The sequence below is a fragment of the uncultured Victivallis sp. genome (genome assembly GCA_944389935.1).
Lineage (GTDB): Bacteria > Verrucomicrobiota > Lentisphaeria > Victivallales > Victivallaceae > Victivallis.
The window spans coordinates 13,665-35,253 of sequence record CALXOE010000018.1 but is presented as its reverse complement, the minus strand read 5'-3'; the positions used below and the strand labels follow the sequence as shown (position 1 = coordinate 35,253).

20 protein-coding genes are annotated in these 21,589 nt (G+C 60.2%); 14 read left to right on the top strand and 6 right to left on the bottom strand.

Features of this window, described 5'->3' with window-relative positions; all coding sequences use genetic code 11:
- Positions 1 to 163 precede the first annotated feature (163 nt).
- Positions 164 to 1,126, top strand: a complete 963-nt coding sequence (locus Q0J85_RS07360) for a hypothetical protein (protein WP_294479780.1) — start codon at positions 164 to 166, stop codon at positions 1,124 to 1,126.
- 294 nt (positions 1,127 to 1,420) lie between these two features.
- Positions 1,421 to 2,518 (top strand): ADP-ribosylglycohydrolase family protein, encoded by a 1,098-nt coding sequence (locus tag Q0J85_RS07355; protein WP_294479777.1) that lies wholly within the window; start codon positions 1,421 to 1,423, stop codon positions 2,516 to 2,518.
- Positions 2,519 to 2,573: 55 nt separating this feature from the next.
- Here Q0J85_RS07355 and Q0J85_RS07350 read toward each other — a convergent pair whose 3' ends face one another.
- Both Q0J85_RS07350 and Q0J85_RS07345 read right to left on the bottom strand, forming a co-directional pair.
- Positions 2,574 to 3,722: a hypothetical protein gene (locus Q0J85_RS07350; RefSeq protein WP_294479775.1), complete on the bottom strand. Its 1,149-nt coding sequence runs from the start codon at positions 3,720 to 3,722 to the stop codon at positions 2,574 to 2,576.
- Between the two features lie 14 nt (positions 3,723 to 3,736).
- Positions 3,737 to 4,096: a hypothetical protein gene (locus tag Q0J85_RS07345; RefSeq protein ID WP_294479773.1), complete on the bottom strand. Its 360-nt coding sequence runs from the start codon at positions 4,094 to 4,096 to the stop codon at positions 3,737 to 3,739.
- A gap of 358 nt (positions 4,097 to 4,454) precedes the next feature.
- Here Q0J85_RS07345 and Q0J85_RS07340 point away from each other — a divergent pair, with 358 nt between their 5' ends.
- The 6 genes from Q0J85_RS07340 (at position 4,455) to Q0J85_RS07315 (ending at position 10,944) form a co-directional block, all read left to right on the top strand.
- Positions 4,455 to 6,647 carry an AAA family ATPase gene (locus Q0J85_RS07340; RefSeq protein ID WP_294479771.1) on the top strand — a complete coding sequence of 731 codons (2,193 nt, stop codon included), beginning with the start codon at positions 4,455 to 4,457 and terminating at the stop codon, positions 6,645 to 6,647.
- A gap of 68 nt (positions 6,648 to 6,715) precedes the next feature.
- Complete coding sequence (locus Q0J85_RS07335; protein ID WP_294479769.1) at positions 6,716 to 6,940, top strand: hypothetical protein; 225 nt, start codon at positions 6,716 to 6,718, stop codon at positions 6,938 to 6,940.
- Positions 6,941 to 7,103: 163 nt separating this feature from the next.
- Positions 7,104 to 8,138 (top strand): CpXC domain-containing protein, encoded by a 1,035-nt coding sequence (locus tag Q0J85_RS07330; protein WP_294479765.1) that lies wholly within the window; start codon positions 7,104 to 7,106, stop codon positions 8,136 to 8,138.
- 181 nt (positions 8,139 to 8,319) lie between these two features.
- The gene (locus Q0J85_RS07325; protein WP_294479763.1) at positions 8,320 to 10,161 is read left to right on the top strand and encodes a polysaccharide deacetylase family protein; all 1,842 of its coding nucleotides are present in this window, start codon (positions 8,320 to 8,322) and stop codon (positions 10,159 to 10,161) included.
- A gap of 27 nt (positions 10,162 to 10,188) precedes the next feature.
- On the top strand, positions 10,189 to 10,548 hold the full coding sequence (locus tag Q0J85_RS07320) for a zinc-ribbon domain-containing protein (RefSeq protein WP_294479759.1): 360 nt from the start codon (positions 10,189 to 10,191) through the stop codon (positions 10,546 to 10,548).
- Positions 10,549 to 10,590: 42 nt separating this feature from the next.
- Entirely contained in the window at positions 10,591 to 10,944 is a 354-nt protein-coding gene (locus Q0J85_RS07315) for a CD225/dispanin family protein (RefSeq protein ID WP_294479756.1), read from the top strand.
- A gap of 62 nt (positions 10,945 to 11,006) precedes the next feature.
- Here the strand turns inward: Q0J85_RS07315 and Q0J85_RS07310 are convergent, their stop codons facing one another.
- The gene (locus Q0J85_RS07310; RefSeq protein ID WP_294479749.1) at positions 11,007 to 11,498 is read right to left on the bottom strand and encodes a pyridoxamine 5'-phosphate oxidase family protein; all 492 of its coding nucleotides are present in this window, start codon (positions 11,496 to 11,498) and stop codon (positions 11,007 to 11,009) included.
- Positions 11,498 to 12,661, bottom strand: a complete 1,164-nt coding sequence (locus Q0J85_RS07305; protein WP_294479747.1) for a Gfo/Idh/MocA family oxidoreductase — start codon at positions 12,659 to 12,661, stop codon at positions 11,498 to 11,500. Before Q0J85_RS07305 ends, Q0J85_RS07310 begins: the two co-directional genes overlap by 1 nt.
- A 149-nt stretch (positions 12,662 to 12,810) precedes the next feature.
- On the opposite strand from Q0J85_RS07305, the gene bioB reads away from it, so the two are divergent.
- Genes bioB through bioA form a run of 6 tightly spaced genes read left to right on the top strand, consistent with a single transcriptional unit; the run spans position 12,811 to position 18,316 of the window.
- Positions 12,811 to 13,791 (top strand): biotin synthase BioB, encoded by a 981-nt coding sequence (bioB, locus tag Q0J85_RS07300; RefSeq protein WP_294479744.1) that lies wholly within the window; start codon positions 12,811 to 12,813, stop codon positions 13,789 to 13,791.
- Positions 13,792 to 13,803: 12 nt separating this feature from the next.
- On the top strand, positions 13,804 to 14,958 hold the full coding sequence (locus Q0J85_RS07295) for an 8-amino-7-oxononanoate synthase (RefSeq protein WP_294479742.1): 1,155 nt from the start codon (positions 13,804 to 13,806) through the stop codon (positions 14,956 to 14,958).
- Positions 14,955 to 15,614: a pimeloyl-ACP methyl esterase BioG family protein gene (locus Q0J85_RS07290; protein ID WP_294479740.1), complete on the top strand. Its 660-nt coding sequence runs from the start codon at positions 14,955 to 14,957 to the stop codon at positions 15,612 to 15,614. Before Q0J85_RS07295 ends, Q0J85_RS07290 begins: the two co-directional genes overlap by 4 nt.
- Positions 15,595 to 16,365, top strand: coding sequence for a malonyl-ACP O-methyltransferase BioC (gene bioC / locus Q0J85_RS07285; protein ID WP_294479739.1), 771 nt, complete (start codon positions 15,595 to 15,597; stop codon positions 16,363 to 16,365). The genes Q0J85_RS07290 and bioC overlap by 20 nt, the downstream gene beginning before the upstream one ends.
- Positions 16,362 to 17,051 carry a dethiobiotin synthase gene (gene bioD / locus Q0J85_RS07280; protein ID WP_294479738.1) on the top strand — a complete coding sequence of 230 codons (690 nt, stop codon included), beginning with the start codon at positions 16,362 to 16,364 and terminating at the stop codon, positions 17,049 to 17,051. Before bioC ends, bioD begins: the two co-directional genes overlap by 4 nt.
- Complete coding sequence (gene bioA / locus Q0J85_RS07275) at positions 17,048 to 18,316, top strand: adenosylmethionine--8-amino-7-oxononanoate transaminase (protein WP_294479734.1); 1,269 nt, start codon at positions 17,048 to 17,050, stop codon at positions 18,314 to 18,316. Before bioD ends, bioA begins: the two co-directional genes overlap by 4 nt.
- Positions 18,317 to 18,319: 3 nt before the next feature.
- Here the strand turns inward: bioA and Q0J85_RS07270 are convergent, their stop codons facing one another.
- Together Q0J85_RS07270 and priA are read right to left on the bottom strand one after the other, a co-directional pair.
- Entirely contained in the window at positions 18,320 to 19,324 is a 1,005-nt protein-coding gene (locus tag Q0J85_RS07270) for a glutamate--tRNA ligase family protein (protein WP_294479732.1), read from the bottom strand.
- Positions 19,325 to 19,337: 13 nt separating this feature from the next.
- On the bottom strand, positions 19,338 to 21,566 hold the full coding sequence (priA, locus tag Q0J85_RS07265) for a primosomal protein N' (protein WP_294479729.1): 2,229 nt from the start codon (positions 21,564 to 21,566) through the stop codon (positions 19,338 to 19,340).
- Positions 21,567 to 21,589 lie beyond the last annotated feature (23 nt).

Below are 21,589 nucleotides of genomic sequence, written 5' to 3'. Positions count from 1 at the left end.
GGCGATGAGAGAGGGGAGTTGTTGTTTGCCCCCCTCTCTTTTTTTTGCTATATTGCGTCTATGGCTTCCACTGCACTTGCATTTAAAAAAAATGGTGCTATATTTGGAAAAGCTGTATTTTTTTCCTGAAATTCAGGAATCATTATCAAAAAAAGGAGATGCCATGAATAAACTTTTATCCACAACTCTTGTGAGTCTGCTTTGTCTCTGCTGGGCTTCAGCGGATGAGGATTACGATCTGAGAATCAACGGCGACTTCCGCGGCGCTGCGGTGAATGCCCCGCAGGCACCGGGCTGGAGCGTTTCCCCCGGAGAGGGATCGACCCGGATGATCGTCGGAGAGGATTACGATGAGTTCGCCATCGAAGTCACGGCCGGCGCCCGGAACGGTAAAACCGTTGCCTCGGATTTGCAGCCGGTTTTCGGCAATGCCGTCAAGCTGGAAACGGAACTTAAGGGGAATGGAGTCGCGACGATCGGCATCGCCGCGTACGGCGCGGATCGGAAACCTCTTTTCACCAGAACCCGGTCCTACAACGCCACCAACTGGTGGAGCACGGCGAAAACCGTCTTCTCGTTCCCGGAACCAGAAGTGAAGTTCGTTCAGGTCATTCTCTCCGCGAATCCGGGCTCCACGATTGCGTTCGCTGATGTGGAAGCCGAATTCAAGCGTTATGCCACTGTCCCGGCGCAGCCGCAGACGCAGGTTCCGGCTCAACCCGTGGCGCAGGTCCCGGCTCAACCCGTGGCGCCGGTCCCGGCTCAACCCGTGGCACAGGAACTTCCGCAGACGATTCCACCGGCGGTTGCGCTGCCGTCGCTGATCCACGAGAAAACCTACACGCTCGGCGAAATCGGTTCGACCGTCTGCCAGGCGACGATTCCGCTCGGCGGTGATCTCGACTTCAAACTCGAAGAGGATGCCGACCAGGGACGTTACTGGACGATTACGAGTTATGATCCGGCGATCTGCCGCGTCGAGATGGAGCACGACCGGGACGGAGTCTGGCCGTTCCGCCGCGACCAGGCCGAGATCGAGCTCAAAGGCATGGCGCGGGGAACCACGACGGTGCTTTTCTCCTACCCAGATGGAAAGAGCTTCCGGATTCACTTCACCGTTCGCTGAAGCTCCTCCATTCCGCCGCTCCCGGGACGAATAAGCCGCGGGAGCCGGATATTTCGACGGTCCGTTGATTCATGCAACGGGCCGTTTTATTTTTCCGACACTTACAGCGATTTCCCTGATTCGTCCCGCAAGCGGAGCGTCTTTTCCCCGCGATCCCGCGGACCGGATGTCCGCGCCTCCCCAGCCCCCACAGCACCCATCTCGTCGAACCGCACTCTACTGCGGATCAAAACTTGTATTTTTCTGAAACGGAGGTAATGTATAATATAAATAATAGACTAAGGAGCCAAAACAATGAAATCATCGTCCGAAAACTGTGATGGAAACAGGAAGAAGTCCGATCTCCCGCCGAGCGACTCACGCCGGCTCGATGCCATTCGCGGCTGTCTGATCGGCGGAGCGGTCGGCGACGCGCTCGGAGCTCCGGTTGAATTTCTGAACCGGGACGCGATTCTCCGGAATTATGGCGGCGACGGCGTGACCGGATATGTTGAATTCGGCGACGGGACCGGGGCTGTTACCGACGATACACAGATGACGCTCTTCACTGCCGAGGGGCTGCTGCGGGCGATCGTCCGACTCAACGGCAGAGGGATCTGTGATCCGGTCGCAGTCGTGAAAAATGCGTATCAGCGCTGGCTGAAGACGCAGGATGGTATGTTTTTTTCCGACCAGGCCGACCTTGACACGGGGTGGCTCATTCGAGAAAAACAGCTCCATCGGCGACGTGCTCCCGGCATGACCTGCATTCACGCGCTCGAAAATATCCCCTGCGACTGCAGAGCCCGCAACAACAGCAAGGGATGCGGAACAGTCATGCGCATGGCGCCGGTCGGAATCCTGCTCCACCCGGAAGAGGCATACGAGAACGGCTGCAAATTTTCCGCGATCACCCACGGCCACCCGACCGGAATCACCGCCGGAGGGGCGTTCGCCATGCTGATTGCGTATCTTCTGGAGGAGAAAGACCTGGAAGAATCCCTCGCTCTGGTGGAAAAGCATCTGCAAACGCAGGACGGGACGGCCGAAACCCTCGCGGCTCTGCAGACTGCCCGGACGGCACGCACGGTTGCCGAACTTGGCGAAGGATGGGTTGCGGAGGAAGCGCTCGCCATCAGTGTTCACTGTGCCTGGAACCATCAACGAGAGTTTGAAAAGGGAGTGCTCGCTGCCGTGAACATCACGGGAGACAGCGATTCCACCGGCGCAATCACCGGCAATATCCTCGGCCTCATCAACGGCGAAGAGGCCATTCCGGAGTCGTGGCGGCGGAATCTGCAGGAATACGGGATCGTCAGCCGGATGGCCGACGATCTCTTTCAGAGATTTGACGGGGATCCGAGGTATGGCGACGCCACCAGAGAGTGGTGGGAGAAATACCCCGGAATCTGATACCCCTCCCCGCGCCTGAAGAGAGGGGGCGGTCTCATCCGGTTGAAACCTTTGGTCAATCCTGCGAATCGGGATCGACATCGTGAACCGGCTCCTCATATCTGTCCGAATACGATGCCGGCCTGTAGAGAAACCGGGGGTCGTAATAGTAGGAATAAGTGAAGCAGGGGTTCTTCGGATCGTACCCATCGGCGATGGTTCCGCCCATCGGATACCAATCCCCGTCGATCCTCTCCGCATCCTCCGGAGCGATCTTCTGCTGCAGAATATGGATGAGCAGATTCGTGTACATGAGAATCCGCTTGTATCCGAGACTCCGCAGCTTGTCCGGCTGTTCGCTCTCCGCAAACAGAAATTGCAGCGCCCGCGCTTTCGCCAGGTAGTTGAATCCCCCGTAAAAGAGCAGAAAAACGGTTCTTTTCTTCAACTCGGGGAGCAGAAGAAACAGTTCGGTCGGGACCTGGTGAAACGAAAGGGATTCCTCCTGAATCAGACGCTGGAGTTCCACATCGTCCCGAGCCGCAGCGGCGTCGAACAGCTTCCGTTCCTCCCCGGACAACTCGGAGGCCGGCTCTGCCATGATTTCCTGAAGCAGCCAGATTACTTCGGATTCCGGATAATGGGCGTGGAGAAACGCGAACGCACGCTTCCGCAATGGATACGTCATCGCCACCTGAACCACCAGCGCGGCCACCCCAATCGGAGAATCAAAAAACTCCCGGGTGGCAAGGAGATCGGGACGTTCAAGCTGGAAGCCGTCCGCAATGCACTGGACCGCGAAGTCATAATCCTGTGCCAGAATGGCGCTCTCAAGCTTCCCCTCCGGAGTCAGGTTCTCCAGCACGTTCTTGAGCGGCTCGTGGTCGGACTCCGATTCCGAGCTGACCTCGAAGAGTTCCTCGCAGGAGTATTTGACGATGAGATAGTCAATCATGTTGCGGCAGAAAGTGCGGCGGCTGTCCTCATTCCAGACCGTCTCGGCAAAAGCATGAGCATAACGGTAAACCTCGGGAGGAAGTGCCGCCTGCAGGAGTTCCGCAAGGGTTTCGTCGGAAAATTCCGCCGGATGTTCATGCGCCCAGAGAAAAGCCTCATAGCCATTCAGGCGTTTTCCCTGGCCGATCAGAGCATGGATCCGCGGCAGGTCGCAATCAAAAAACGCCTGTTCGAGTTCATTCTTCGGGAGAAAGGTGAAATTGTCCATTGTATGCCCTCCTGTTATAAAAAGCGGGATTCACGAAACTGCAGCCGAACCATGACTTCCCAGACCTCATGCAGCGCCCGATGCCAGAATGAGTCCTGCCCGTCATACTCGAAGCAGGCATTCTTGAAGTTCGGATAATCGACCGACTCCTCCAGAAGAGTCATGACCTTGCGATACTCCTCCTCCGAAACCACGAGCCGGAACTCATAATCCGAATCGCTGGTCCGAATCACCGGCGCGGGGAGTTCCGCCAGACGTTTGAGCGTCTCAAGATGGGTCTGAACTCTCGCGCGGATCATGAAATCCTCGTCGGGATGGCGCTGTTCTCTCGTTCTGACGATCGAAAAGAATCCGTATTTACTGAAGATCCACATTGATTCCTCCTCCTGCTTGCGTTTTTTCGTTTCCGTTCTGCAAACCGCCGTCGGTGACGGCGTCCGGGCTGTTCGACTGACACGGCTCCCCGGTATCGGCACGGCTCGTTCTGCCGCGCGGTTTCAAGGAGCTCTGACGCAGTCGGACAAAAGCCTCGTCTTCGACTGCGCCTGTTCCGTGGCGCTGGTTTTCGTTTTTTAAGATACGACGACGACCGGGACATCTTTTGTCCGACATCATTCGGCCGGGCGCCGCCGAAAACCGGGGAGTCCCGCTTCTGTGCGATCGATGGACATTAGATGTCCCGGACCGGCATGTATCTTGATCAACGTGACAAAAAAATACAGGAGGTGCAGGATGAAACAACGATGGTACAGAGACCCGAAGATTCTCGAAATCTTTGAAAAAGCCGCGGAGATGGCACAGAAAGATAATTGCGACGAAGTGACCGAATGGCATATTCTCCTTTCGCTGCTCCGATTTGATTCGGTCTGGCAACTGTTCTCCTCCCCCGATCGTTTGAAAGAGCGGTTGCACGCCGAGACGCAGGAGCTTTCCCTGCAGCACCGGGGATCGGGAAAGAGGCCCAGGCTGCGACCGCAACTCTTCGCATCTCTGATCCTCAGTGCCAACCGTCTGTTCCGGGAGGAAGAAATCGCCCTGCCGCGGCCCGATCATCTGGTTCAGGCTCTGTATCAGGCGGGTTCGCCGCTGCTCCGGAACATTCTGCAGAGTCATGATTACACGGAACAGGCGTCTGTCCCGGAAGAATCGGTGCAGATCCCGAACCGGCATCTGCCGGAGAGTGCCGATAAAGCATTGAAACAGTTTACGGTTGAACTGGTTTCGCTGGCTGAAAAACATCCGACTCAGGTCGTCTGCGGCCGCCGGGCCGAAACCGATATCCTGCTTCGCTCCCTCGCAAGGCGGAAGAAATGCTGTCCCGTTCTGGTCGGACAGCCCGGTGTCGGCAAAACGGCGGTGGTGGAGGCGCTCGCCTGCCGGATCGCCGCCGGAGATGTTCCTCCGGCTTTCCGCTCGACGAAAATCTACTCCCTCAACACCGGGAATCTGATTGCGGGAGCGAGTTATCGCGGCCAGTACGAGGGGCGGCTCCGGACCGTCATCAATGCGGTCCGGCAGGATCCGGACGCCGTGCTGTTCGTCGATGAACTGCATGCGCTGCTGACCTCCGGGACCAACACCGGGGACGCGCTGACCGCGGGAAACATCCTGAAACCGGAACTCGCCTCGGGAGCATTGCGATTCATCGGAGCGACAACGGCGGATGAGTACCGGAAATTCATTGAGGCAGACGGCGCCATGGAGCGGCGTTTCATCCCGATCACGGTACTCGAACCGACCCGGGAGGCGTGCCTGGAGATGCTGCAGAATAGCCGTCCCGCTCTGGAAGAGCATTATCATGTGGTGTTTCCGGATTCGATTCTCCGCTCCGCGCTGGATCTGGCCTGCGCGTTTCTGCCGCAGCGCCGCCTGCCGGACAAGGTGTTCGACGTACTGGACGAGGCGGGAGCCGAGCTGCTGCTCCGGGGGGAGAATCCGGGAACGGAGCTTACGCAGGAGAATCTCGAATCCGTCGTTGCCCGGATGGCAGGACTTCCGCACCTGCCCCATGCCGCCGCCGATCGCTTTGCGCCGCTGAGACGACTGGAATCTGAGCTCAAAGCGACGATTTTCGGGCAGGATGCCGCCATCGAAGTGCTCTGCCGCGCAGTCAAGCTCGCGGAATCCGGTTTTTCATCGTTCCGTTCCGGAACGCGGGGGGCGTTTTTCTTCAACGGGTCGACCGGCGTGGGCAAGACCGAACTCGCACGGTGCCTCGCCCGAACCCTCGGAATTCCGCTCGTGAAGTTCGACATGACCGAATATGCCGACGAGAGCACCGCGTCGCGGCTGATCGGGGCCGCGCCGGGACTGGTCGGCTGTGAGGATGGCGGATTGCTGGTCAACGCAATCCGGGAGAATCCGCACTGCGTGCTGCTGCTCGACGAGATCGAAAAGGCGCATCGCCGCATTCACCAGCTGCTGCTGCAGGTCATGGACGGCGGAACTCTGACCGACAGCCGCGGCAGGACAGCGGATTGCCGGCAGCTCTATCTGATTATGACCGGCAACGTCAAAACCGGGGGCGTCGCGCCTCTCGGCTTCGGTGGAACAGAGGAGAAACGGCCGGAAAAACCGGATCTCACGAAACAGTTCGCGCCGGAATTTCGTTCCCGCTTGACGGCGGCCGTCTCTTTCGCCCCGCTCTCATCCGAAAATCTCGGGAAAATCGTCGATGCGAAATTTGAACTGCTCCAGCGCAAAGCCCGGGAACACGGCTTTACGGTCACGCTCGATTCCACCGCCCGGCGCGAACTTGTGAGGCGCACGGCGGAGCGGAATGAGGGGGCCCGGCCGATCGCAACGCTGCTTGAGGAGTTCGCGGCGCTGCCGCTGGCGGAGCTGTTGATCGACAACGCCGCGGCGCGGAAGCGGACACTTGTTTTCTCCGGGGGAGAGTTCTCCTGTGCCGAAATCGGCGGGTGAGTCCTGATCCGCGATGAAGTTCGACTCGGACGGTTCCCCGCATCATCAACGAAAAACCGGGAGGTCACATGTTGCTTTTCATTCTGCTCCTCGGGCTCATCTGGGGATTTATCTATCTGCAGTTTCTGAAATTCTGGTACTGGATGCTGCTCGATGTGATTTCCGCATTCCGGAGGAGAGAGTTCACGATCATTCACATCGGCTGGATTCTGCTGCTCTGGGGAGTGGGAGCGTTTCTGGTCTTCTTCCCCATCGCTTTCATCCAGGGGGTTCTCGAATTCTATTCGAGATGAATCGAAAGATCCGGTTGCAGACAAATCCTGCATTGTGATTTGCAATCGGGAAATTCCGGGGTATCATACAATACCCTAAGATTTTTTTTACGAACAGATTGCCGGAAGTAAAAATCCGCAGTTACCATTCAAGGCGATTGAAGCGATGTGCAAGGACGATAAAATGAGAGAGAAAACAGAAAATACCATCCGTTGCTCGAAATGCGGGAAGTTATTCCCGATCACCATCCACGCCCTGGTGGATTGGGAAAACAATCCGGAGGCAGTCAACACCATTGAGAATCTTTCATTCAATCGAGCCGTCTGTCCCCACTGCAAAAACGATGAGGGCGGTTTTACTGCGATATGCTTCAGCGGCAGAGGGAACTGGCTCGTCGTATATGACCCGAAGCATTCCGTAACGGAGTCGATCCTCGAGACCATCCGGAACTGGTTTCCGAACTTCGAGAGCTGCCGGGCCCGGCTCGTTCCGGACAACATATCCCTGCTGGAAAGCTGCATGATCTTTGAACACGACTGGAATGAATCGATGCCGACGGCATTGCGCCTGGCCAAACTCAAAGACGGTTCCTGGGAAAAGCCGATGTACCTTGTCGATGCCATCCCGGAGGGGCATATGTTCTGCTTCATTCCTGCAGACGCCCCCCATGGAATCGTGCTTCCCGAAGATAAAATCAGAGAAACCGTTTCCGGATATAATATTGCGGAATTACCGACCGGGGAATTCCTGACGCCGGAAGATATTTCCGCCATAGTGACAGGAGGCGCCGTTTCCGCCCCGCGCTCACCGAAAAAAAATGCGGAGGTTCCGGCCGCCGACACCCGGAACGCCTACCCGCAGGATGAGCCGAAAGCCGTTGACCATGCGACCGAAACCGGACGAAAAACGCTGACCAGCCTGGAACGGTTTGAAAAAGGCAGAAGTCTGCTCGCCGGAGCGGCCGATTCGAGCGCGAAGAACCGGGCCATGAATCTGTTTACCGAAGCCTTTTATCTGGGTTGCCCGGACGATGCGCTGGCCTGCGAAGCCCCGAAGCTGGGCGCGGAGTTCCAATATCTCCTCGCGCGGCTTTATTTGAACTGGGACTATCGGAGAGTCAACTTGAAACTGGCCATGAAGTTTGCGAAAATGGCCTCGGACAACGGTCGCAAGCACGCGGACGAGCTTTACCGGACTCTGAAAAAACAACTGGGCTGAAAAAACGGAGGCCGGAAACCGGAAGAGAAGTTCCGCAAATGCGTCCGCCGCGCGGATTTCCCGGGATCGTGCAGAAAAAAAAACGAATGTCACGGAAAAAAATCCCCTTGCCTGTCAGAATGAGTCATGCTATCTTATAGGGGCATCATTCCAGTGGAACTTAAGGAAGGAGATCGATTCCATGCGCCTGAAATTTACTCTGCTGTCGTCACTGCTGACCGCGACACTCGCCCTCTCGGCCAATCCGCTCTCTCTGCCGGAGTACGAGCGCGAAGTCAAACTCACATTCCCGAATGAGGAAACGGCGAAAGCGGCGAAACTTGAATTGCTGCCGCTGCCCGAGGGGAAGAGTTTCGCATTCTCGACCCGCTGGGACGACAGCAACCCGAATCACGTCCGCATGGCCGAGCTTCTCGCGAAACATGGATTCAAGGCGACGTTCTATCTCTGCTCGACGAGCCGGAAAGGTTTCTATTCGGACGTGCTGCCGCAGCTGATCCGGAAAGGGCATTCGATCGGCAACCACACGCTGAACCACCGGAATCTCGCGACGCTGATTCCGAACGAAGTCGCCCGGCAGATCCTGCAGAACCGGGTCGAGTATGAAACCCGCAGCAACCAGACGATCAACTCGTTCGTGCTCCCCTACTGCGCCTACAAAAATGCGACCGACTCGCTCTCGCCGCTGCGCATCGGCGAGGCGCTCTACCGCTCCGGCGAACTCGGCTCCCCCGAATATCATCAGAATCTCGAAAAGGAGTACGGCATGCCCGAGGGGAGCTGGGGGACGAGCCGCCTCTTCGGCATCAACGACCGCACCCCCTCGGCTGAGACATTCGACCGCGCCATCGCCGAACGGACGAAAAACATGAAGCCCGGTGAAGTCCGCCACGCCACGCTCGGACTCCACACCTGGCAGGACGATGCCGGATTCGAGACGCTCGACAAGATCTTCGCGAAGTACGCGAACCGTCCCGACTGGTGGTACTGCAATGAAAACGAATACAACGCCTACCGGTATGCGCAGCTTCATACCCGTGTGGAAAAGCGCGTCGAGGGCGCGAACGCCATCTTCAAGCTGACCGGACCGACTCCGGCGGCGCTCGGATCCGATACGCCGCTCTGGGCGAAAGTCACCCCCGCCACGGCCGACGGGCGGACCATGGTAAAACTCCCGCACACACTGCGGATGCCGGAGCAGATCGACATGATCACCAGCGACGGCGCCCGGGTGCTGCCGTCGAAGAAGTTTCCGTTTCTCGAGGCGTCGCTCGTAATGAACGTCGAAGACGAAGAGCCCGGCGTCATTCTCACGATTTCGAACCGGGGGCGGCTGCCGCTGACGAATGTGACCGTGGCGTTCCGCCTGCCGCTGCTCTTCACCTGCGACGAGCGGGTGCCGCGCAACGATCTTGAGATGATCAATCCGGAGGTCACGCGGACGGTTTCGCACTATTTCCCGGAACACCGCCGTACGGCGCTCTACCAGTGCGGGCCGCTCTTCGCCGCGGCCGAGGTGAACTTCGAGATCGACGGGAAACCGCAGCGGCTCTGGGTCTGCACGAAAACCGAGATTCCGCAGTTCGCCGAGGCGGTTCCGCGCGATACGGCGCTCGCGCTCGGTCCGCTTCCGCCGGAACAGTTCACCGAGCAGCTGCTCGCAGCGGCATCGAATCCGGAAGAGACACTCTCGAGCTGGTCGCCGCTCGCTTCGGGCAAATGGGCTCTGCCCTATATCGTGAAGATTCCGAAGAAAGAGAAACAGCAGATCGCCGTCGCGCTGACGTTCCGAGCCGACGCCGTCATCGACACCTGGAAACTCCATGTTCCGAAAAACAACGTGAAAGGTGTCTTTCTGAACGGGAAGAAAGTCGAGGACCGGACACTGCCGACCCCCATCGTCACCCGCAAGGGGCTGAATCGGCTCGTCGTGCTGTACGACACGGATCGCGGCGGTGAGCAGATGATCTCCGTCACCCGCGGCAGCAACCCGAACCTGCCGGTCGAATTCGTCCGCGAATAATCAATCAGACAGGGAGAAACACGAAATATGTTCTGCCAAAAGTGCGGGACCCAGGTACAGGACGGCAGCCGTTTCTGTCCGAAATGCGGCAGCGCGATCGGGTCTCAAACGGTCGTGGTGGTCAACGACGACAGCGGACTGGGGATATTGATCCCGCGCAACACGCTGGCGCTCTGGGCCTATTATCTCGGCATCTTCTCACCGGTCTGCGGAATCACCGCGATTCCGGCTCTCATCACTGGAATTCTCGGGCTGCGCTATGCGAAACAGCACCCGGAGGCCAGAGGCGCCATCCACGCATGGGTCGGAATCATCATGGGCGGCGGGTGTATTCTGCTGATTTTGCTGATGGTGGTGGCTGGCTCCATCGCCACGCTGAACGAATAATCGGCGACCGCCCCGGCGGGCCAAACAGGAAAGGTGTCACACATGTTCTGTACGCAATGCGGGAAAGAGATTCCGGATAATTCCCCACACTGTCCGTTTTGCAAACATTCGCCTGCCGCTCCCGCCGAAGCGCAGGCGCAGACGATCAACTCCTGGCTGGTACCCGCGATTCTCGTGACGATTCTCTGCTGTATGCCTTTCGGCATCGTGGCGCTTATCTACGCGGCCCGGGTCAGCGCCCTGGCGGCCGCCGGTAACGTCGCCGAAGCGCAAAATGTCGCCAGACAGGCCAGAAACTGGACTCTTGCCGGAGCGATCTGCGGCGCGGCCGTTTACCTCATCACCTGGTCTTTCTACATCGTCATGCTCATTTTTGCGCTGGACTCGAGTCGGTAAACACGGTTTTCAGACTCCCGGCAATCAGCCGTCCCGGCGGGGGGCGGCTTTTTCCATTCCGGTCATGCCCGCGGCGCAGGGGAGAAATTGCTCTTGCCGGAGATGGTTTCCGCAACGAGCCGCAGGATCGCGGTACGCTCGAGCATCGGCTCGGGGTAATCGAATGAGCCGGGGGCGCCGCAGTGATTCATGAGGCAGTCGAGCGCGCGTCTCTTCGCTTCCGGCGCGGTGACGAATTCGATCCGCCCGGTCGCGATCACGCTCTCATAGCGGCAGGTCGAGCGGCAAACGGGAGTCCCGAGTTCGATCCGGTTGTCCCCGACGGCACAGAGCGAAACCCGCGAATCCTCGCGCAGACAGTCGATCTTGTGCCCCTCGACCGCCGAGTGGAAGTAGAAGACAAAACGCCCGTCCTCCTCCTGCCGGAATCCGAACGAAACCGGCACCAGAGCGGGCGTTCCGCCGTCGAGAAACGCGAGTACGGCATAACCCGCCCGGCCGAGAATCCCGGCCAGGGCGGCAGCATCCGTGATTTCCCGTTCCGCACGGCGCATCAGAACGAGTTGCCCATATCGACGATGGCCTCTTTGACCTCGCGCTTCTCGTACTTGGAGTTCTTGATGAGTTCGTGCAGCATCGCATCGAACTTCCCGGTATCCATCGGAATGGAAACCTCTTCGCCTTTAAGTCCGGAGTAGAGCATCGCGTTGCCGAATTCGACCGAACGGATTCCCTCTTCGCCGCGAGCGACGAGTTCCGCTTTCGGATCGAGCACCGCTTTCACGAACGCCTCGATCACATCCTGGTGCTCATGGCCGGTATCCTTGCGGGTCGGAACAACGACTTCCCACATATCCATGCTCGGGAACGACTCCGGAGTCGTGCGGCAGAACTCGTTCACATCGACCTCGGTCCGCTTGAACCGGATCACGCCGTCCTCAAACACCATGCGGCCGCGGGTGCCGGAGATCTCAAGCCGGTTGGTGCCGGGGAATTCGCCGGTCGAAGTGATGAAGTTGCCCGTCGAACCATCCGCAAATTCACAATAGGTGTTCACATCGTCCTCGACCTCGATCTCATGGTATTTCCCGATCGAAACCGTGCTGCGCACTTTCACCGGCAACCCGAAAAACCACTGGAACAGATCGAGATGGTGCGGGCACTGATTCAGCAGCACGCCGCCGCCCTCGCCCGCCCAGGTCGCCCGCCACGAGCCGCTGTCGTAATAGCTCTGCGAACGGAACCAGTCCGTCACCGTCCAGTTCACGCGGACGATCCGGCCGAATTCGCCGTTGTCGATCATCTGCTTGATCTTCTTATGCGCCTGTCGCGTACGCTGATTGAACATCAGCGCAAACCGCAGCTCGGGATGTTTCGCATGCGCGTCGATCATCTTCTGCGCAAGACTCTTGGTCACGGCAACCGGCTTCTCGCACAGTACGTGAATCCCTTTCTCGAACGCCTGAATCGCAATCGGCGTATGGTCGTAGTGCGGCACCGAGATGATGACTGCGTCAACCGTGCCGGAGTTCAGCAGATCATCCACCGAATAAAACACCCGGCAATCTTTCGGCGCCTTCTTCGCCATCCGGTCCGCGCGCTCCCGGTCGCGGTCGCAGATGGCGGCCAGAACCGCCTCCGGAACATTCTGTACGTTCGTGATGTGCGCCGAACCCATATTGCCGACGCCGATGATGCCGATCCTGACTTTATCCATAGTTGACGCGCCTCCCGCATTACTTTGTTAAATGGGTTAACATAATATAAAATACACCCGTTCGACCGGATTGCAAGGAATCCGACTCGATTTTTTCGCCGGGCGGTGCTATATTAATCAGAATACCAACAACGATAAAGGTGAATCCAGTGCTGAATCCGATCATAGAAAATGCCTACAAGGTGCTCGACGGCGGCGCGCTGACCCGCGCGGAGGCGCTCGAAATCGCCGAAAAGATCGAGGGGGAAGAGATCCTCGACCTGATTTCACTGGCGAACAAGGTGCGCCGGAAATTCGCGCGCGAGATCACGCCGTGCTCCATTTTGAATGCCAAGTCCGGAGTCTGTTCGCAGAACTGCCGTTTCTGCGCGCAGAGCGGACATCACAACACCGGAATCGAAACCTACGATCTGCTGCCGGCGGAACAGGTGCTCGAGGCCGCGCGCCGCGCGTATGAAAACGGCGTGCGCGCATTCGGGTACGTCACGAGCGGTTTCGGATATAAGACCCCGACGCCGGAATTCCGGAAGATTCTCGATACGCTCGATCTGCTGCACCGGGAGCTGCCGGATCTGAAGATCTGCGTCTCGATCGGCATCCTCTCGCGCGAAACCGCGAAGCTGCTCGCGGAACATCACGCCTGGCGGTACAACATGAACCTGCAGACCAGTCCGAAGCGCTATGCGGAACTGATCTCCGACACGCACACGATTGAGGAGAAGATCGCGACGATCCGCTATCTGCAGGAGTTCGGCGTGACCAACTGCACCGGCGGCATCTTCGGACTCGGGGAGAACTGGGAGGATCGTGTCGATATGGCGTTTGCGATCCGCGAACTCGACGTGGAGGGGTCTCCCCTGAACGTGCTGCTGCCGATCAAGGGAACGCCGCTCGAAGGACGTGAGATCATGGCCCCCGCAGACGTCGCGAAAGCATTTGCGATTTTCCGGATCGTGAACCCGACGAAGATGATCAAGTTCGCCGCTGGACGCGAGACGGTCATGAAGGATTTCCAGGGACTTCTGATGCTCTCCGGACTCAACAGCATGATCACCGGCGGCTACCTCACAACCCGCGGCCGCAGCTTCGAGGATGATGTGAAATTCATCGAACAGCTGAACCGGTTCTGAGGAGGAATGAAGATGGGATTCCGGGAAGAACTCGCCGCCGACGCGGCGCAGCTTGAATCGGGCGGACGTCTGCGCATCCTGCGCGAGATCGCGCCGGAGGGACACGGCCTCTGCCGCTGCGACGGCAGAACGTACTGGAATTTTTCGAGCAACGACTACATGGGCATCGCGGCGGACGCGGAACTGCGGAAGAGATTCTATGCGGAATACCCCGACACCGCGACACCCGAACTCGCACTCTCAAGCGCCTCGAGCCGGCTGCTGACCGGCAACACGCCCGCCTACACGCGGCTCGAAGCGAAACTCTCGGAACGTTACAATCACCGTGCCGCGCTCGTCTTCAACAGCGGCTACCATGCGAACATCGGGATATTGCCAGCGCTCGCGTCGAAAGAGGACCTGATTCTCTCGGACAAGCTGAACCATGCGAGCATCATCGATGGAATGCGTCTCGCGGATGCGGAGTTCCGCCGGTATCCGCATCTCGACTGCGACCGGCTCGAAGCGATTCTCAGGCAGAAGCGGGCGGATTACCGGAGAGTCTTCCTCGTGACCGAATCGGTCTTCAGCATGGACGGCGACACGGCCGATCTGCGCCGCCTCGTCGAACTCAAGAAGCTGTACGACTGCATTCTTGTCGTGGATGAAGCGCACTCGGTCGGAGTGCGCGGTCCGAAAGGGACGGGTCTCGCGGCGGAACTCGGCATCGCGGATGAAATCGATGTGCTCATCGGGACGTTCGGCAAGGCGTTCGGATCGACCGGGGCCTATGCGATCATGGCGCCGGAAACCCGGACATACCTCATCAATCACATGCGGCCGCTCATCTTCACGACGGGACTGCCGCCGGCGGTGCTGAACTGGAGCTGCTTCGTGCTCGACCGCTGCGCGGAGATGGACGCCGAACGCGCGAAACTGCGCCGCATGGGCGAGACGCTGCGTCAGGCTTTCGGGGCGAACACCATCGCGGGCGACTCGCAGATCGTGCCGTTCCGGATCGGGGGCGACCGGGAGGCGGTCGAAAAAGCGAACTACTTCCTCGAGAACGGGTTTCTTGTTTTTGCGATCCGTCCGCCGACGGTTCCGCCGAACGGAGCCAGGCTGCGTTTTTCGCTTTCGGCGGCGCTGCCGGAGGAGTCGATCGAGCAACTCCGGAGGTTGATTTGAAACTCTCGTGGCTTCATCGCACCGGAGACGGCAGAAGAGTCCTGCTCTTCTTCAACGGCTGGAGCATGGACGACACGCTCTTCGAGGGATGGGAGACCTCCGGAGTCGACGTTCTGACCGTCTGCGACTACACCCATCTCGAACCGCTGCCGGAACTCGCGGGTTATGAGGAGCTGCACCTCGCGGCGTGGTCGCTCGGCGTGCGGGTTGCGGCGGAACTGCTCGAAAACAGGCCGTACCGCTTCGAGACGGCGACGGCGTTCAACGGGACGCTGCGTCCGGTCGACGCGGAGTTCGGGATCGATCCGGCCATCTTCGCCGGAACTGCCGAACACTGGGGAGACGAACGCGCGAGGGAACGATTCTACCGGCGGCTCGCCGGCAGCGCACCATTCCGGCAGCCGCGGAGAACGCCGGAGTCGCAGCAGGAGGAACTCGTTTCCCTGCAAAAACATATCGAGTCATCCCCCGTTCCGGTCAATCCGTTCCGGCGGGCGTGGATTTCGGGGCGTGACCGGATCATCCCGGCCGCGGCGCAGCGGAAATTCTGGGCGGGAGAGTCCGTTGCCGTCACGGAAAAACCGGATGCCCCGCACTTTCCGTTCGGGGAGATTCACTCGTTCGAGGAGATCATCGATGCCGGGCGCGATCGATAAAAATGCGGTCCGACAGCGTTTCCAACGCAGTCTCGAGACCTACAACCGCGCCGCGACAGTCCAGCGCGATATGGCCGGAACATTGCTCGACCTCTTCGCAGCCGCCACGCTTGAGCGGCAGTTCGAGATGATCACGGAGCTCGGGTGCGGGGCGGGGATTCTGACCGACCGTATCGCGGAACGGTTCGACTTCGCACACCTCACACTCATCGACCTCGTTCCGGAGTGCGAGGCGTTTCACCGCGGCCGGGCGAATGCGGAATTTCTCTGCGGCGACATCGAAACGATCGAACTGCCGGAGTCGGATCTCTTTCTCTCGAATGCGGTGTTTCAATGGCTCGCCGAACCGGAACAATTCTTCGGCCGGGTCGCGGAAAAGCTGCGCAACGGCGGTTATCTCGCATTCACGACATTCGGGCCGGAGACGCTGCACGAACTCTCGAGCCTGACCGGAAACGGACTGCCGTACCGGACGGCGGCGGAACTCGTCAACATCCTGGAATCGAACGGATTGCATGTCATAGCCTCGCACGAGGAACTCATCGTGCAGGAGTTCGATTCTCCGCTCGCGGCACTGCGGAGTTTGAAAGAGACCGGCGTGACCGCCGTCTCCGCGGGCCGTCCGTGGAGCCGCCGCACCCTGGCGGAATTCTCTGAAACCTACACGGACCGTTTCCGGCTGTCGAACGGAAACGTGCCGCTGACCTATCATCCGATCGCCCTCGTGGCGGGAAAGAAGCTGACAACATGAGCGTATATTTCATCTCAGGAATCGATACCGACATCGGCAAAAGCGTCGCGGTCGGCATGATGGCGCGCGACCTCCATGCCCGCGGGAAGCGGGTCATTACCATGAAACTCGTCCAGACCGGCAACGACGGATTCTCCGAGGATCTCGACAAGCACCGCGCGATGATGAACGTCCCCCGCTTTCCGGAGGACGAGGCGGGGCTGACCGCGCCGCAGATCTTCCGTTTCCCCTCGTCGCCCCACCTCGCGGCGAAACTCGAGGGACGCGAACTTGACCTCGACGCGATCCGCCGCGCCGTCGCGGAGGTGTCGAACCGCTATGAGTTCGTGCTGCTCGAGGGGGCGGGCGGACTCGCGGTTCCGCTGACTGAGGATCTGCTGACCATCGACTTCGCGGCGGAGCTCGGCTGTCCGCTGATTCTCGTCACCTCGGGGCGGCTCGGAAGTCTGAACCACACGATCCTCTCGATCGAGGCGGCGGCGAACCGGAACATGCGCATCGCCGGAGTCGTCTACAACCGCTTTCCGAAAGCCGATCCGATCATCGACGGGGACTCCCCGCGCATGATCCGCAAGTACCTGAAACGGCACGGAATGCCGGAGACGGTCGTCGACCTGCCCGAAGTGCATGAACCGCTGCCGGAGGTCGATTTCTCCGCGATCTTCACCCCGGAGGCGACGAAATGAACCGCGAAGAACTGCTCGCCGTCGATCGCAGTCATCTCTGGCATCCCTATGCGTCGATTTCCGCTCCGCCGCCGGTGAATCTCGCGGTTGCGGCACACGGAACGCACATCCGGCTCGACGACGGGTTGGAACTCATCGACGGAATCTCGAGCTGGTGGTGCATGGCGCACGGCCACAACCATCCGGCCATCGTCGCGGCGATCCGCGCGCAGGCGGAGAAGTTCGCTCAGGTCATGTTCGCGGGTTTCACGCACGAACCGGCCATCGAACTGGCCGCCGAGCTCGTCAAACACACCCCGGCGGGCGTGAACAAGATCTTCTTTGCCGATTCCGGTTCCGTCGCGGTTGAATGCGCCGCCAAGATGGCCGTGCAGTATCAGTTCGCGGCGGGACATCCGCGACGCTGCCGGCTCGCGGCGCTGCGCGGCGGATACCACGGCGACACCGCCGGAGCGATGGCGCTCTGCGACCCGGAGGGAATGCACCAGGTGTTTCACGGCTATCTGCAGCAGAATTTCTTCCTGCCGAAGCCGCGCATTCCGTTCGACGGCGAATGGGATGAGTCGGAGTTCAAGCCGATGGAGGAGCTGCTCGACCGGCATGGTGACGAGATCGCCGCGGTCTTTATCGAACCGGTCTTTCAGGGCGGGAACGCAATGTGGTTCTACCACCCGATGTATATGAAAAAGCTGCGCGAGGCGTGCAGCGAACGCGGAATCCTGCTCGCAATCGACGAAATCGCAACCGGGTTCGGACGGATCGGCCGCTACTTCGCGTGCGAATATGCGGGAGTCACGCCGGACATCATGTGCGTCGGGAAAGGGTTGACCGGCGGATCGATCACGCTCGCGGCGGCGATCGCCTCGGAACAGGTTGCGGAGACCATCTGCGCAACACCGCCCGGAAAATTCATGCACGGACCGACATTCATGGCCAATCCGGTCGCCTGCGCGGCGGGCGTCGCCTCGCTGCGGCTTTTCGATTCGTATGACTGGAAAGCGAAAGTCGATGCGATCGAGTCACAGCTCAAGCGCGAACTCGCACCGTACCGGGAACATCCGAACGTCACGGACGTGCGCGTGCTCGGCGCGATCGGCGTCGTCGAACTCAAGACGCCCCCCTCCCCCGAACGGGTTCAGAAACTCGTGCGGGAAACCGGCGTCTGGCTGCGGCCGTTCGGTCCGTGGCTCTACACGATGCCGCCTTTCGTCACGCCGCCGGAGGAGATCTCCATCATCGTCGACGCGATGGGAAAGATGCTTTAACACTCAGGGGAGCAGAAACTTCAGAGCTTTCTCATCGAGCGTCGGACGGCGATCGGAAAGCGTATCGAGCCGGAAGCGCGGCAGAATCGCGTCGACACTCAACTCCTCGCCGAACTCGGCCCAGCCGCCCCAGTAAGCGAGCAGTCCGAGAATCCGCTCCGGACGCACTCCGGCCGAGAAGAGCGCGTCGAGCGTGAGTCCGCCGGTCCGTTTCGCGAGCCGCTTTCCGTCGGAATCGACCACGACCGGCAGATGGCAGTACTCCGGCAGCGGCCGCTCCGGCGCGAGCGCTTTCCACAGCAGGATCTGCCACGGCGTGCAGGCAAGAAGATCTCCGCCGCGCACGATCTGCGTCACAGCCATGTCGATGTCATCCGCCACGACTGCAAGCTGGTAACCGATGCCGTCCGGATGGCGCGCGATCGGGAAGTCGCCGTAGGTCTCCGCGAGATTCACGCGCTGTTCGCCGCAGAGCCGGTCCCGGAACACGATCTCCCCTGCCGGCACCCGGAATCTCCACGCGGGGAGTCGCCCGCTCCCCTCAAGCACCCGCCTCGCCTCGTCATAAGAGCGGAAGCGCCCGCGGCAGCGTCCGTCGTACGGGTGAAAATCCCCCGCGTGCGGAGCCGCCCCCATGCGCTGCACGTCGCGCCGGGAACAGATGCACGGATAGACGAGCTTCTGTTCGAGCAGCCGGTCGAGCGAAGCGCGGTACAGCGCGCTGCGCCCGCTCTGGCGGTAGGGTTCATGCGGGCCGCCGACGCCGTACCCCTCATCCCAGTCGAGCCCGAGGCGGCGCAGATCGCGGCAGTTGCCGTCGATCACGGCGGGATCGCGCCCGTGTCCCTCGATGTCCTCGATCCGCATGAGAATCCGCCCTCCCCGGCTGCGCACACAGAGCCACGCAACCAGAAACGTCATCGCGTTCCCGAGGTGCAGCGGCCCGGTCGGACTCGGAGCAAACCGTCCGAGGAGGCGGCGTTGAGGAGGAATCGTTACCGTATCCATAATACACTCCCCCTCATAACAGCGACTGGGCGTCGACATCGACGTAGACGTCGATCCCTTTCGGGACGGGCCGGTGCAATGCGAGCACGCGCAGCGCCTGCTTGAGGATCTTCATCCTGCGGCCGCGAATCACGAGCATGTAGCGGAATTTCCCCTTGATCCGCTCGATCGGCGCAGGCGACGGGCCGGCGATCCGGATCTCGTCGTGAACGTAATGATTCACCTCGGCCGTGAACGCGGACGCATACTCCGCGAGCTTCGACTCGTCCTCCCCGCGGAAAAACACCGTGATGAGATGCGTGTAGGGGGGATAGTCCAGCAGCTCGCGGAACTCGAGATCGAACTTGGAAAACCCGTCGTAATCGCGGTTTGCGGCGTAAAGGATCGTCTCGTTTTCCGGATTGTGCGTCTGGATGATGACCTCGCCCCGGATGTCGCCGCGCCCCGCCCGGCCCGCAACCTGCGTAATCAACTGAAACGTCCGCTCGTTCGCCCGGAAGTCCGGCATCGTGAGCCCGAGGTCGGCATTGATGATTCCGACCAGCGTCACGTTCGGGAAGTGCAGCCCCTTGGCGATCATCTGCGTGCCGATGAGAATATCAAGTTCGCCGCGGCGGAACCGCTCGAGCACAATCTCATAGTCATCGGCGCCGCGCATCGTGTCGGAATCCATGCGCGCAATCCGGGCCGGGTGAAATACCGCTCCGGCGACCGCCTCGATCTTCTCCGTTCCGACTCCGGCATAGCGGATCTTCTCCGACCCGCACTGCGGACACACCTTGTAGGCAGGGATCACCCCGCCGCACAAGTGGCAGCTCAGCAGTTCCCGCTGCTTTGAATAGGTGTAACTCACGGAACAGTCCGGGCAGCGCGCTTCAAAGCCGCACTCCCCGCAAATCATGACCCGCGCATAACCGCGCCGGTTCAGAAAGAGGATGCTCTGCTCCCCGCGGTTCATCCGGTCGCGCACCGCCTCGATCAGCATACGCGAGAAGAACGTGCTCTTGCCCGGCTCCGGAGGCCCGTCGAGCCGCTGATCGACGATGCGGATGTGCGGAGGGAGTTTGTTGTCGACCTGTGCGGCCATGCGGGCGAGCAGGAATTTCCCGGTTTCAGCATTGTACATGCTCTCGGCCGAGGGGGTCGCCGAACCGAGGATGACCGCCGCCCCCTCGAGCTTGCCGCGCATGACGGCGACATCGCGCGCGGAGTAGCGCGGCGCCTCGGATTGTTTGTAACTCGACTCGTGCTCCTCGTCGACAATGATGAGCCCGAGGTCGCGGAACGGCGCAAACAACGCCGACCGCGCGCCGACCGCGATCTTCACTTCGCCGTCGTTGATCCGGTTCCACTCGTCGAACCGCTCCCCGTCGGAGAGTCGGCTGTGCAGAATGCTCACCGCATCGCCGAACCGCGCCCGGAATCGGCGAACCGTCTGCGGAGTGAGCGAGATCTCCGGCACAAGCACGATCGAAGATTTCCCGCGCTCCAACGCCATTGCGATCGACTGCAGGTAAACTTCAGTTTTGCCGGAATTGGTCACACCGAGCAGCAGCAGAACATGACCAGCCGTTTCCCTGTCGAGCATCTGCCGGATCGTCGCAAGCGCTTTCGCCTGATCGGGCGACGGCTTGAGCGCAGTGGTCGGAATCACCTGTCCCGCCCCGAACGCATCGCGCCGCACGAGCTCCTCCACCGTCTCGACGAGCCCTTTCCGGACCAGCGTCTGCAAGGAGGAGTTCGAGAATGCCGGAACCGACATTTTCAGCGATTCGATCGTCTGAGCGCCGTCCGAAAGCAGCGATTTGAGCAGATCGACCCGCAGCGCGGCCGATGGTTTCGCGGCGTTGACCGCCACGAAAGTCGAGGCGGCCTCGCGGTCGGCGATCCGGTAAAGTTTCCGTTTTTTCGGCTTGACTTTGCCGCTGCGCACCGCGGCCGGCAGCAGCGTGCGGATCGCCTGTTCCTGGCTGCAGCAATAGTAATCGGCCATCCAGCGGCCGAGCGTCACAAGCTGTTCCGGCACATGCGCCCGGTCGCCGCAGATTCCGAGAATCGGCTTGAGTTTCCCGGCGTAATCGCTCGCATCGGCCAGGCTGAGCACATAACCGTCCCGCCGGGAGCGGCCGAAAGGGACCGACACCATCGTGCCGACCTTGACCCGCCCCTCGAGTTCCGCCGGAATCTCGTAGTCGAACTCCTTGTCCAGTGCAAGGTCGACGATCACTTTCGCCACAGCCATTCCCGTCTCCGTCTCCGTTACCT

Bases quoted from the DNA above. Each gene is read 5' to 3' on its own strand.
- Q0J85_RS07315 (WP_294479756.1), top strand. From the start codon at position 10,591: ATGTTCTGTACGCAATGCGGGAAAGAGATTCCGGATAATTCCCCACAC.
- Q0J85_RS07350 (WP_294479775.1), bottom strand. From the start codon at position 3,722: ATGGACAATTTCACCTTTCTCCCGAAGAATGAACTCGAACAGGCGTTT.
- Q0J85_RS07270 (WP_294479732.1), bottom strand. From the start codon at position 19,324: ATGGATACGGTAACGATTCCTCCTCAACGCCGCCTCCTCGGACGGTTT.
- bioA (WP_294479734.1), top strand. From the start codon at position 17,048: ATGAACCGCGAAGAACTGCTCGCCGTCGATCGCAGTCATCTCTGGCAT.
- Q0J85_RS07345 (WP_294479773.1), bottom strand. From the start codon at position 4,096: ATGTGGATCTTCAGTAAATACGGATTCTTTTCGATCGTCAGAACGAGA.
- Q0J85_RS07360 (WP_294479780.1), top strand. From the start codon at position 164: ATGAATAAACTTTTATCCACAACTCTTGTGAGTCTGCTTTGTCTCTGC.
- Q0J85_RS07320 (WP_294479759.1), top strand. From the start codon at position 10,189: ATGTTCTGCCAAAAGTGCGGGACCCAGGTACAGGACGGCAGCCGTTTC.
- Q0J85_RS07330 (WP_294479765.1), top strand. From the start codon at position 7,104: ATGAGAGAGAAAACAGAAAATACCATCCGTTGCTCGAAATGCGGGAAG.
- Q0J85_RS07340 (WP_294479771.1), top strand. From the start codon at position 4,455: ATGAAACAACGATGGTACAGAGACCCGAAGATTCTCGAAATCTTTGAA.
- priA (WP_294479729.1), bottom strand. From the start codon at position 21,566: ATGGCTGTGGCGAAAGTGATCGTCGACCTTGCACTGGACAAGGAGTTC.
- bioC (WP_294479739.1), top strand. From the start codon at position 15,595: ATGCCGGGCGCGATCGATAAAAATGCGGTCCGACAGCGTTTCCAACGC.
- Q0J85_RS07305 (WP_294479747.1), bottom strand. From the start codon at position 12,661: ATGGATAAAGTCAGGATCGGCATCATCGGCGTCGGCAATATGGGTTCG.
- Q0J85_RS07325 (WP_294479763.1), top strand. From the start codon at position 8,320: ATGCGCCTGAAATTTACTCTGCTGTCGTCACTGCTGACCGCGACACTC.
- Q0J85_RS07335 (WP_294479769.1), top strand. From the start codon at position 6,716: ATGTTGCTTTTCATTCTGCTCCTCGGGCTCATCTGGGGATTTATCTAT.
- Q0J85_RS07355 (WP_294479777.1), top strand. From the start codon at position 1,421: ATGAAATCATCGTCCGAAAACTGTGATGGAAACAGGAAGAAGTCCGAT.
- Q0J85_RS07310 (WP_294479749.1), bottom strand. From the start codon at position 11,498: ATGCGCCGTGCGGAACGGGAAATCACGGATGCTGCCGCCCTGGCCGGG.
- bioD (WP_294479738.1), top strand. From the start codon at position 16,362: ATGAGCGTATATTTCATCTCAGGAATCGATACCGACATCGGCAAAAGC.
- Q0J85_RS07295 (WP_294479742.1), top strand. From the start codon at position 13,804: ATGGGATTCCGGGAAGAACTCGCCGCCGACGCGGCGCAGCTTGAATCG.